At 62.8% G+C, this 12,705-nt stretch carries 6 protein-coding genes; 5 read left to right on the top strand and 1 reads right to left on the bottom strand.

Annotated elements, in window-relative coordinates; all coding sequences use genetic code 11:
• Positions 1 to 80 precede the first annotated feature (80 nt).
• Positions 81 to 1,013, bottom strand: coding sequence for a LysR family transcriptional regulator (locus tag ACLV8F_RS05790; protein ID WP_411883288.1), 933 nt, complete (start codon positions 1,011 to 1,013; stop codon positions 81 to 83).
• A gap of 215 nt (positions 1,014 to 1,228) precedes the next feature.
• Between ACLV8F_RS05790 and ACLV8F_RS05785 the strand changes: the two genes are divergently transcribed.
• The 5 genes from ACLV8F_RS05785 to ACLV8F_RS05765 all read left to right on the top strand — a co-directional run bounded on the left by ACLV8F_RS05785 (position 1,229) and on the right by ACLV8F_RS05765 (position 12,687).
• Positions 1,229 to 2,209 carry a Bug family tripartite tricarboxylate transporter substrate binding protein gene (locus tag ACLV8F_RS05785; RefSeq protein ID WP_411883287.1) on the top strand — a complete coding sequence of 327 codons (981 nt, stop codon included), beginning with the start codon at positions 1,229 to 1,231 and terminating at the stop codon, positions 2,207 to 2,209.
• Between the two features lie 469 nt (positions 2,210 to 2,678).
• Positions 2,679 to 3,047, top strand: coding sequence for a response regulator transcription factor (locus tag ACLV8F_RS05780; RefSeq protein ID WP_411883397.1), 369 nt, complete (start codon positions 2,679 to 2,681; stop codon positions 3,045 to 3,047).
• A complete protein-coding gene (locus tag ACLV8F_RS05775; RefSeq protein WP_411883286.1) occupies positions 3,044 to 3,526 on the top strand; it encodes a hypothetical protein in 483 nt (160 codons plus the stop codon). Before ACLV8F_RS05780 ends, ACLV8F_RS05775 begins: the two co-directional genes overlap by 4 nt.
• A gap of 151 nt (positions 3,527 to 3,677) precedes the next feature.
• Entirely contained in the window at positions 3,678 to 4,580 is a 903-nt protein-coding gene (locus ACLV8F_RS05770; RefSeq protein WP_411883285.1) for a hypothetical protein, read from the top strand.
• Positions 4,581 to 5,523: 943 nt separating this feature from the next.
• Positions 5,524 to 12,687: a S8 family serine peptidase gene (locus tag ACLV8F_RS05765; RefSeq protein WP_411883284.1), complete on the top strand. Its 7,164-nt coding sequence runs from the start codon at positions 5,524 to 5,526 to the stop codon at positions 12,685 to 12,687.
• The last annotated feature ends 18 nt before the right edge of the window (positions 12,688 to 12,705 follow it).

Genomic DNA, 12,705 nt, shown 5'->3' with positions numbered 1-12,705 from the left:
AAGACGTGAATTTCTATCCACTTATCAGATTTTGTGAAATATGGGCCCGCCGCCGAATGCGCGGCCGTGCGGGCTGGGCTTTAAATTGCTGTTCCGGCGTCGCGGCCGGCCTCCCGGCTGAGGGCTTCCCAGGTGCTGGCCAGGTTCAGCGTGAAGTTGACGAAACTTTCCACGGCGGGCGACAGCGATGCCCGGCGCCGCACGAACATGGCGATCTTCCAGCTGACTTCGGGTTGCGCCAGCGGCAGGAACTTCAGGCCGAATCCGTGGACCAGCGGCTCCGCCATCGAAGGGCAGATGACGGCGCCCTGTCTGACCTTCAGCAGGGACAGGGCGGTGTTCACCCGGTGCACGGGCACCAGCTGCAAGGGGTGATGCCGCGGCGGTACGTTGCTCAGCACGTTGAGGGCGAAGTTGGGCATGTAGTTGATCAGCGGGCGTTCGCGCAGGTCCTTCCAGGTCACGAAAGCGCCCTTGCTGAGCGGATCGTCGGCGCGCAAGGCAACCCGCAGCGGATCGGCCCACAGCGGGTGAACGTCCACGGAGTCGTCCACAACGACCTTCGCCGGGCCAAAGCCGATGTCGCTGGCGCCGTCCTGCAGGCCCGCCAGCACCAGGTCGATGGGCACGTCGTCGAAACGCACCTCCACACCGGGGTGGCTGCTGTTGTACATCGCCATGAGTTTCGGCATCAGCGTGCAGGACAGCGGCTCGGGCGCGGCCACCCGCACCAGGCCGCGGCGCAGTTCCTTGAGGTTGCCCAGGCTCTCCAGCGCTTCGTCCAGGTCGGACAGCACGCGCCGCGCCATCGGCTCGAAAACCTCACCGACCGCCGAAGGGCTGACGCTGCGGGTGTTGCGGTCCAGCAGGCGCATGCCGACGCGGTTTTCGAGTTCGCGGATCAGGCCGCTGAGCGCCGCCTGCGACAGGTGCATGGACTTGGCCGCTTCCGAGAAGCTGGCGGTTTCCAACACCTCGACGAAGGCGCGCAGCTGGCGCAGGGTCACGTGCATGGACATCCTGGTACTCCCGCCGCAGGCACGCGGCATTTATAAGATTAAATGATAGGTTCGTCGGAAAATACATATTGTCTTGCGGAAGGCGCACGCCTATCGTTGCGGCCTGAGGCGGGTTTTGCAGGAGGAGGGGAGGCGGCGTTCTGGTGAGAAGACGTCGCGTGACCCTGTTCTTTTCAATCTTCCTATTCTTATAACGCAAGGAGACATTCATGAACGTCACACGCCGCACCGTGTTGGGTGCCGCTGCCGCAAGCCTGTCCGCTGTTCCCGCCTTGCAGGCGCTGGCGCAATCCGACTGGCCCTCGCGCCCGGTGCGGCTGATATCGCCCTATGCGGCGGGCGGCGCCAGCGACATTTCGGCGCGCATCCTGGCCGAGCACCTGAGAGGCACCCTGGGCCAGACCTTCCTGGTGGAGAACAAGCCCGGCGCGGGAACCCGCATCGCCAACGAACTGGCCGCGCGCGCGGCGCCGGACGGGTACACCGTGCTGTATGCGGCGGCGCCTTATGCGACGGCTGAAGCGCTCTACGGAAAGCAGGCGTTCGACCCGCGCAAGGATTTGAAACCCGTGGCCATGGCCGCGCTGGCCCCGCTGTTCCTGATCGTCAACAGCGAGACGCCCTTCAAGACCGTGAAGGACTTCATCGCCTTTGGCAAGGCGCGGCCCGACGGCCTGACGTTTGCGTCTCCGGGCGCGGGATCGCAACCGCACCTGGCGGCGCAGTTGCTACTGCGCGATGCCGGCGTTAAAGGGCTCAACGCCCATGTACGCGGCGATGCCGTCGCCTACACGGAACTGCTGGCCGGCCGGGTCGACGCGACCTTCACGGCCATCACCACCGCCTTGCCGCACATCGAGAGCGGCAAGTTGCGCGTGCTGGGCGTGGCCTCCGCGGTCCGCTCGCCGATCTATCCCCAGGCGCCAACCCTGAGTGAGCAGGGCTTTCCCAACGTGGTCGCTTCGGGCTGGTATGGCTTCATGGTGCCGGCGGCCACGCCCGCCTCGATTACCGCCCGCCTGCAGGCCGCGGTCATTCGCGCGCTTTCCGATCCGACGGTCAAGGGCAAGCTGTTGGCCCAGGGCCTGGACGCGCGCGGCACCACCGCCGCCGAGTTCGGGAAGTTCATCGAAGACGAGACGCGAAAGTGGACGGATGTGATCCGCAAGGCGGGCATCAAGGGTGAATAAAATGCCGCACCCGAAGTCAAGGCTTTCGCCGCCATAGCGGCTTGTCATCACACCATGGCCAATCCACGGGGTGGCATGCCGGCTTGCAAACGCATCGCCGCCGCAATGCCGTTTGCCGAAACGCGCCGCCTGCGCGCCGTGAATATTCACGCCCAGGCATATAGCGATTTAGTTCTCTCCAGAACCTGTCGCTAAAACTGGGGACAGACAAGGCCATGGATGCGTCCCACCATGGGGCGCTCTGTGCCTGCTTGCGCGGGGGCGGCCAGGGAGCGGTGCATGGATTAATCACCTGTCAGAACTGACAGTCAAGATAAGTTGCCGCCACGGCCCAAACTCCTGTTTAATCAACCCCGCCAAGACTGCCGCAGAGCAGCGCGAGAAGAAATTGAAAGCATGAAAGCGGGGCATGACTGCCCCGGCTTGCTGGTCGATGAACTGATCGGAGAGGGATTTCCTTACGGGAGTCATCAGGGAATGGACAAAAAAAGAAATTTCGGGAGACGCTTTTTTCGAGGCATCGCAGGGGAGCCGCGCAACGCAGCTGCCGGCGTATCAACTCACGCCAATAGAGCAGGCGCTTCTGCATGCGCTGAGCACGGGCGCCTCCAATAAACAGATCGCGAACGCGATGCTCAAGAGCGAACAAACCGTGCGCAACCAGCTCAGCACGCTGTTCAAAAAAATCCACGCCAACAATCGCACTCAGGCCGCTTGCTGGTATCGGGAGAGGGTAGACATTCGTCTGGGCGCATCGCCGGCCCCCTTGTTACCCGCCGGCAATGCATTGATCGAGGTGGATATGCGGCACCAACGCGGGCCGAAAGTGGGCTTATGAAGATAGGGTTGCTTGTTCTGGTTCTACTCGCCGGGTGCTATCTGCCCGCGGCTCGGGATGATCTCTCGGGTTTGGGTGGCGATCAGTTTTCGAATTTGATCCGTGAGGCGTATTCGGACAAAGTCATCGAAGGCCGCAATGCGGTGGGAATTGACCGCATCGACAAAGTCAAGGCCAACGACATTGCCCAGAGGCTGATGCTGGGAAAGACCTTGGACGAACTTGGCGCGCTGTTCAGCCAGGAAGGCGGGCAATGCTCGTCGGCGGTGGCAAACCTGGACAGGCAAGTCATGACTTGCGAGCTAAGGCGGGCATGGAAACTCAAGAATATCGGAGCTGAGTTTCCTGCGGAGAACTGGTCCGAGCCGGCGTTGAAGATGCTTTTTCGAATCGGAGTTCAAAAAGGAAATTCAAGTGTCGATACCGTGGTTCTTGAAATTACTGATATCACAAAGTACTCCATCGGGAGGAGAGAGTAGACATTCGTATAAACGACGCCGGTACATCTGTACTATTGCGTCCCCGCCTGACATCCGCCAACAATGCATTGCCGGCCAATTCGAAGTATTTCAAGAAAACCGGGGCGTGTGGTGTTGATTAATTCAAAGAAAATAAATCGAAACTTTCAGCATGACAATTTCACCACATTCGCTTCTCCGCTGCGTATTGACCGGTCTGGTCTTTTGCGCGGCCACACAAATCCACGCCCAGAACACAGCCTCGCCGGCGGCACCAGCAGTCCCATGGGATGCGCGCAGTTGGGAAGATCGGGCCTTCAAAGGTGCTTACGAGGACTTCCACACGTTCAGGCACAAAAAAAGTTTTCCTTTCGACCCCTTTGTGTGGGCATACAGCCAGGAGTTCGCGGACAAGTTCCGGATGCCCAGGGAATGGGTAGACCCCGAACTCAAGGGCGCCATGGCCGTGGCCTGGCGTATGACGAACATCGGGCAAACCACATGCGGCCTGGGCGGCCGCGCGGACAACTGCTGGCCTACGCTGACCTGCCAGCTGGATGTCTACTTCGACAGCAAGACCTCGTTGCCGTGGCGTTACACCGATGTGGTGCGGGACAACTTCATGCGGGGAATCGCGTCGTCGGATTACCTTCCCCCTTTGTCCGTGGAGTCACGGAATCTGCGATACGGCCGGGCCGGCTCCAGGGGCGAACCGTTGCTGACGGGTGCGTTCAACTATTTGAATTCACAGACAAGCACATCGGGGTTTTTGATCACCTATTTTGATCGTGAGTTCGAGCCCGGCGTGATGTTGGTTGGATTCAGGGATACCTGCCCCAGGGCAGGTGTGGACAGCCCGGCGGTGCTTAAATTTTTCAGCGCCGAAGAGCAGCGGAGAACGCGTGGCGTTATTGAACGCTACGACCATGAAATCCTGTTTTCGCGCGCCTATATGAAAAAAATCACCGAAGCCTATGTGGCGCAGAACAAGCCAAACGAAGACATCACGAAGCGATTGATGCAGGACTTTTTTAACAGCCGCAAGGGCGATCCCAACTTTTCACCACGGCAGTAATTTTCGCATGCGTTCTTTTGGGTAAACACATTCATTCCTAGGAGCATTGGCCATGACACCAGCAGAACTAGTTTCACTTGGATCAACCATGGGCAATATCAATGCCTATAACCCCAATGCGACCCCGCCACCTGGGTGGGAACTTGTAGCTTCGTTGTCAACAAAGGATGCCGCAACGGGTTTTCAGGCTACCACCTACTACAACGCCGCCACCAAACAGTATTTCTTTGCCGTGGCTGGAACCAACGATGGCAAGGACGTTGGCTCATGGCCGTCTGCCCTTTCCGGGTACAGCGGCAACAAGGCACAAATCGATGTGGCATTGACTTTGATGAACAGTGTGAACGAAGCCGCCGCTGCGATACCGGGCGCCACCGTGGTCGCTTCGGGGCATTCGCTCGCGGGCCAGTTTACCGACATCGGAACCTACACCTTCGGGTGGCAGAGCGTGAAATTCGACGCTGTGGGGGCTTCAAGCGTCATCAACAGCAGCGGGTTTACCAATCAGCTTACCCAGATGGGGATTACGCCTGTTGGTGGTGGAGACGTGGTCTCTTGCAACATCAATGGACTAGGGCCGTTCGGTGGCGGCGTGGTGGGCAATTTCGGCGGCAATGACATTCCAGGCACCATCAATTGCCGGATTGAGCTACCTTCAAGCACTGCCAGCGGCATTGTCAGTGGCGTGATCACGATTGCCACAGGGCCTGTCGGCTTCGTGTTATCCAAATTGGTGTTTGGCGCTGTACAACACGATGCCGCGAATATAAACCAGGCTGTTCAAAGCGGAAATTTCACGGTCAACGGCGTCAAGCCGGTATCCACTGCAAGCTACCAACCCTACAGTTACACCGACGACGAGGGAAATATCCTGCGGACAATACAGGGTACTGACGGCCTCCTCGTTCTGGATACCGAAGGCAAGCCAAAGCTGGAGTTGGTGATGGCGCCTCCCACCACGGGCGTTGGCGGAATCGTCATCGAATTTGATTCCCGGGGGCGAGTTCTGGGAACAACAAGCGACGCGACGCCAGCTACTCAAAACGGCACGGAAACCAATCTCATCAACCTGGAAGTCGCTCCTCCAACCCCCACTCCCAGCCAGCCTCCGATTCCCGATGGCACCAGTTCCGTCAACACCAGCAACAACACGCTGATCAGCAATTTCGACTTCACGGTCACCGGCATGGGCAACGTCAACAACGACGGCGCCGCGGTAGCTGCAGCGAACAATACGGTTGCCGAGTTCATACCGGGCAATCACCAGCAGGTCTACGATGGTTTCGGCAATACGCCGTATGACTCGGGCTTCGATGCCAGTACCGCTTACGGCGCAAGCCAGATCGGCAGCGACGTCAACCACTTTGCCAGCGGCCTGACATTCCTGATCCCGACGGATCCGCTCGTGCTGGATCTGAACGGCGACGGCGTCAAGCTCACCAACTACACCGACAGCCCGGTTCTTTTCGACGCCGACAACGACGGCGGTTCGCTGGAGCAGACCGGCTGGATTTCCGCCCAGGACGGCATCGTGGTGCACGACCTGAACAACGACGGCAAGATCAACAACATCAGCGAGACGCTGAGCGAGTATTACAACGGCGTGGCCGGCACGGGCGGCGCCGCCGGCACCAAGCCTTTTGCCAACGGCTTTGCCGCGCTGAAGAGCCTGGACAGCAACAGCGACAACCAGTTCACCAGCGCCGACGCCGCCTGGGGCAGCCTGCGCGTCTGGGTCGATGCCAACCATGACGGCAAGACCGACGCCAATGAGCTCAAGACCTTTGCCGACCTGGGTATCACCGCCATCAACCTGAACACGACCGCGCAAAGCGGCGAGGTCAGGGATGGCAACGAGGTGCTGGCCCGGGGCACATTCACGCAGAACGGACTGACCCGTGAAGCCATCGCAGCGAACTTCCTGGCCAACCCGGCCGGCAGCACCATCACCCAGGCAGGTGGTGGTGTTGTGGTCTCCACGGAAAACACCGGCGGTGGCGGAGCCATCACCTCATTTGTGTCCCAGAACACAAATTCCGCAGTCGCCGAGACTTTGAATGCCGCCGCGCTGGGCGTACGCCACATCACAGGCGGCGCGGGCAACGACAGCCTCACCGGCGATGCGCAGAATAACTGGCTGGCGGGCGGCCTGGGTGCGGACAGCCTCGACGGCGGCGACGGCGACGATGTATTGCTGATTGATGCCAGCGACACCGTCATCAATGGCGGTGACGGCCTGGACATCGCGCAGGTGGTCGGCAGCCAGGGCATCAGCCTCAACCTGAGCCAGAGCAACATCGAAATCGCCGTGGGCGGCGATGGCAATGACGTCTTCATCGGCGGCGGACGCAGCACGGTCTTCGTGCGCGGCGGCGCCGGTGACGACATGATCATAGGTGGCGCGGCCAACGACGTGCTGAGCGGCGAAGACGGCGCCGACCTGATTGACGGCGGCGCCGGCAACGACCTGATACGCGGCCATCGCGGGCAGGACCAACTGCTGGGCGGGCAGGGCGACGACGTGCTCGACGGCGGCCTGGAAGACGACGCGCTGGGCGGCGGCGCGGGCAATGACGTGTTGATAGGCGGCCGTGGCGACGACAGCCTCAACGGCGGCGACGGCATCGACGTGGCGCAGTATTCGGGCAGCTACGCCGATTACCGGATCACCAGAATCAGGGATGCCGCATCGGGCGCCTCCGTCTACCGCGTGGTCGACACCCGGACCGGCCAGGACGGCGCGGACACGCTGACCCATATCGAGAAGCTTTCATTTGCGGACGTGAGCCGCGTCGACCTCACGCTGGCCGCACCGCTTCCGGCCAAAGACGTGCTTCGCGTCAACGGCAGCGGGCAGGCCCTGAGCCGGACGGCCGCGCACTTGCTGTCCAGGCAGCAGTTGCTGGGCAATGACCGCGACTGGGACGGCGACACCTCGCAGCTCAGCATCACCGAGGTGCTGGAGGCCAAAGGCGGCACCGTGAGCCTGACGGCGCAAGGCGACGTGCTGTTCACACCCGATGCCGGTTACACCGGCGTGATGAGCTTCAAGTACAAGGTGCAGGACGCGCAGGGCAACTACACGCAGGTAACCTCGCCGACCGGGCAAACCGAGGCCATGAAGGCGGCCGTGTATTTGCAGACCGGCGACCTGCCCAGCGACCCGTTGCTGGTGGAGCAGTGGTACCTGACGGACACCAACATCATCGCGGCCTGGGGCACGGCGGCGGAGCAGGCCGCGGGCCAGGGCTATAGCGGCAAGGGCATCAAGATAGGGCAGTTCGAACCGGGCGGGCCTTTCAGCACAGGTCCGGAAGTGTTCGACTACCGCCATCCCGACCTGGCCCCGAACGCGGACAAGGCCTGGCTCAATACCCTGGACGCCAACGGCAACAACAACACGCCGCAGGTCTTCAGCAACCACGCCACCATGGTCGCGGGCGTGATGGTCGCCGCCAGGAACGGCGAAGGCGGTGTCGGCGTGGCGTACAACGCCAGCCTGGCGGGCCACTACATCCAGGGCGAGGGCCTGGAGGTGAGCCAGCTCAACCAGGAAATCACCAATGCCCTGGCGAAGTTCAAGAACTACGACGTGGTCAACAACAGCTGGGGGCCCACGTCCAACTTCATGCTCAACGTGACCCCTGTGGGCCTGCTGCAGACCGGCATGGCGGACGCCGTGCAGAACGGCCGCAACGGCCTGGGCACGGCCATCGTGATGGCGGGCGGCAATGACCGCGAGCACGGCGCCAACACCAACTACAACGCGCTCACGGCCAACCGCGCGGTGATCACGGTCGGCTCCATCAACGCGCCGGGCGACCTGGGCACCCTGCAGATGGGCAGCAAGCCTTTCAGCAACCCGGGCTCCTCGATCCTGGTGAGCGCGCCCGGCAGCAACATCGACTCGACGAGCCGGGAACTGATTGCCGACAACGGCTCGACCTTCGGCAGCGACTACAACACCAGCCAGGGCACCAGCTTTGCCGCGCCCATCATCAGCGGCATCATCGCCCTGATGCTGGAGGCCAACCCGGGCCTGGGCTACCGCGACATCCAGACCATCCTGGCCATGAGCGCGACCCAGTTCACCGACCCGAACGGCACGGACTGGACCTACAACACGGCCAAAAACTGGAACGGCGGCGGCATGCATGCCAGCCACGACTACGGCTTCGGCAAGGTCGATGCCAGGGCCGCAGTGCGCCTGGCCGAGACCTGGTACGACGTCAGCACCTTCGCCAACGAGCAGAATAAAACCGCCAGTAGCGGCACGCTCAACGCGGCCATCCCTGACGGGGCCGGCGTGCTGACGCGCACGTTGACCATGGCCGCCGGCCTGGAGGTGGAGACCGCGCAGGTGACGCTGGAGCTGAACCACCAGCGCTGGGGCGACCTGATCATCAAGCTGATCTCGCCCACGGGGACCGAGAGCATCCTGGTGAACCGGCCGGGCAAGGCGCCGGGCAGCGCGGGGACCGACCTGGGCGACACCAGTTCGGGCACCTTGAGCTTCAGCTTCAACACCACCCACGTGCGCGGCGAGGCCAGCGGCGGAACCTGGACGCTGCAGGTGATAGACGCGGCCACGGGCAACACCGGCACACTGACAAACTGGAAGCTGGACCTGTATGGCGCCACGGCGGACAGCAACGACGTGTATGTCTATACCAACGAGTTTGCAAGCACGGCGGGGCGCACGACGCTGACGGACAGCAACGGCGGCAACTCCGACATCATCAATGCCAGCGCGGTCACGGGCAACAGCACCATCAACCTCAACAACGGCAGCACCAGCACGCTTGCCGGGAAAAACCTGGTCATCAGCGGCGACGTTGAAAGGGCTTACGGCGGCGACGGCAACGACACGCTGACCGGCAACGCCCTGACCAACGTGCTGCTGGGCGGGCGCGGCAACGATACGCTCAACGGCGGTGGCGGCGAGGACCGGGTCGAGGGCGGGCGCGGCAACGACACCCTGACGGGCGGCGCGGCGCGCGACTGGTTTGTGTTCCAGAAGGATGCGGGAAGCGTTGACACCATCACGGACTTCGCGCCGTCGGAGGTGGGCGAAAAAATCGCCTTGATTGGTTTTGAGAACGTCACCGACTTCAGCCAGGTGGTGGTAACCCAGGAGGGCGCCAACACCCGCCTGAGCCTGGGCGACGGCCAAAGTGTGCTGCTGCTGAACCTGGCCCCCAGCCAGGTGAGCGAGCAGAACTTTGTGTTTGCCAGCGATGCCGCCTCGCTGGAAATTTATTTGAACTACGCCTTCAAGGCGCTCGCCTGGGGCACGCCCGGCGCGGAAAACCAGCTGCTGCCCAATAACTGGGGCGACCTGGCCATGTATGCCCTGGGCGGCAACGACGTGCTGGGCTCGCAGACGACCAACGACCTGATTGACGGCGGCGACGGTAATGACACCCTCTGGGGTGACTACCCCGGCGCCTCCCCGACGCCCGGCTCGGATTGGCTCGAAGGCGGCGCGGGCAGCGATGTGTTGTTCGGCGGGGCCGGCGGCGACAGGCTGGTGGGCGGCAGCGGCAACGATGAGCTGTATGGCCAGGACGGCGACGACCTGCTGATCGGCAACACCGGGGCCGACTACCTGGAAGGCGGCGCCGGCAACGATGTGCTGGCCCTGGACGGCGACTTCGGCACGGTCAGCGGCACCAGCTTCGGGTTTTACGGAACACGGGTGGGCGGCACGGGCGCCGATGTCTTTAAAGTGCTTTCTACCGGCGGCGGTTCGAACGGCTTTATCGCCAGCGGCACGCAGTTTTCCGGCGCCAACATGATTGCCGACTTCGACCCGAACCAGGTGGGCGAAAAGATAGACCTCACGGCGTTCAAATGGATCACATCGCTGAGCGACCTGGTGATCAGCAACTGGTCGATCAACGGCAACCAGCTGGCCCGCATTTCCGCCTCCAACGGCACGGCCGCGGTGAACCTCAACCTGCGCGGCGTCACGTCGTCACAGCTCAACGCCAGCCATTTTGTGTTTGCGCCGGCCACACCCGGCGCCATCAACGGCACGGCCGGCAACGACACGCTGACCGGCGACGCCGGGGCCAATACCATCAACGGCCTTGCCGGCGCGGACAGCATGACGGGCCGTACCGGCGACGACGCCTACGTCGTCGACAACAGCGGCGACACCATCAACGAACTGCCGGGCGGTGGTTATGACAGCGTGCAGTCCAGCGTGAGCTACACACTGAGCGACAACGTGGAAGCCCTCATGCTGTCGGGCACCGCAAACCTCGATGCGACGGGCAATGCGCAGCGCAACCGGCTGGTGGGCAATGCGGGCAACAACCGCCTGGACGGCGGCGCCGAGGCCGACAGCCTCATAGGGGGCCTGGGCAACGATGTGTATGTGGTCGACGACCAGCTGGACACCGCGTTTGAAAACGCCGGGGAGGGCACCGACACGGTGGAGTCCGGTGTTTCGTGGACCCTGGGAAACAACTTCGAGAACCTCACGCTGACCGGCTCGGGCAACATCAACGGCACGGGCAACGAGCTGGCCAATGTGCTGACGGGCAATGCGGGCGACAACATCCTGGACGGCGCCCAGGGCGCGGACGCCATGGCCGGCGGCGCCGGCAATGACGACTACTATGTCGACAACGCGGGTGACACGGTCAGCGAAGCGCTGGATGCGGGCGTGGACACGGTCTACACCAGCGTCAACCTGACCCTGGCCGCCAATGTGGAAAACGGCGTGCTGTTCGGCGCGGCCACCACGCTGACGGGCAACGGCCTGGACAACACCCTGCTCGGCAACAGTCTCGTCAACACCCTCACGGGCGGTGGCGGCAATGACGTGCTGGATGGCGGCACGGGCGCCGACGCCATGGCCGGCGGCACGGGCAACGATTCGTATTTTGTCGACAACGCCGGCGACACCGTGGCCGAGAACGCAGCGGAAGGTATCGATACCGTGATTGCAAGCCTGGGCTACACCCTGGGCGCCAATGTCGAAAACCTTATCCTGGCGGGCAGCGCCAACCTGGGCGGCAGCGGCAACGCGCTGGACAACCAGATCAGGGGCAACAGCGGGAACAATACCCTCAGCGGCGGTGGCGGCAATGACGTGCTGGACGGCGGGGCAGGGACCGACGCCATGAGCGGCGGCACCGGCGATGACACCTTTTATGTGGACAACGCCGGGGACACGGTCTCCGAGAGTGCGGCCGAAGGCACGGACACGGTGATCAGCGCCATCGGCTACAGCCTGGGCGCCAACCTGGAAGGCCTGGTGCTCGGAGGCTTCGGCAACAACAACGGCACGGGCAACAGCCTGGCCAACCTGCTGCGCGGAAATTCCGGAAACAACACCCTGGACGGCGCGGGCGGCTTCGACGCACTGGAAGGCGGCGCGGGGAACGACATCCTGGCGGACACCTCAGGCGCGAGTTACTACAACGGCGGCGACGGCGCGGACACCTTGACCGGCGGCGCCGCCGCGGACTTCCTGATCGGCGGTGACGGCAACGACACGATCACCAGCGGAAATGGCCCGGATGTGATTGCCTTCAATATCGGCGACGGCCAGGACACGGTGAACCCCGGCGGCGGCCTGGACGACACGGTCTCCCTGGGCGGCGCCGGGCTCAGCTATGCCAACCTGAGCTTCCAGAAAAACGGCAACGACCTGATCCTGAACGTCAGCGCCAACGACAAGCTCACCTTCAGCAACTGGTACGCGAGCACCGCCAACAAAAACGTGCTGAACCTCCAGCTCGTCGCCGAGGCGATGTCGGCGTTCGACGCGGGATCCAGCGACCCCCTGCTCAATAAAAAGGTCCAGGCCTTTGATTTCCAGGGCTTGGTGAGCGCATTCGACACGGCGCTGTCGACGGACCCGGGCCTGAGCAGCTGGTCGCTGTCCAACGGGCTGACACAGTTCCACCTCGCGGGCAGCGACAGCGAAGCCTTGGGTGGCGACCTGGCTTACTACTATGGCCGTGACGGCACACTCGGGGGTATCGGCTTTGACAAGGCCCAGGACGTGGTGACCGGATCGCAATTCGGCGCACAGGCACAGACGCTGCATGCGCTCAACACACTCCAGGCGGGGGTGTTGAGATTGGGTTGAGGCTTGGTGGCGTCCGTC

This window comes from Polaromonas sp. YR568 (assembly GCF_943369675.1).
Lineage (GTDB): Bacteria > Pseudomonadota > Gammaproteobacteria > Burkholderiales > Burkholderiaceae_C > Polaromonas.
Note: the sequence above shows the minus strand (reverse complement) of the source record. Positions and strands in the feature narration are given on the sequence as shown.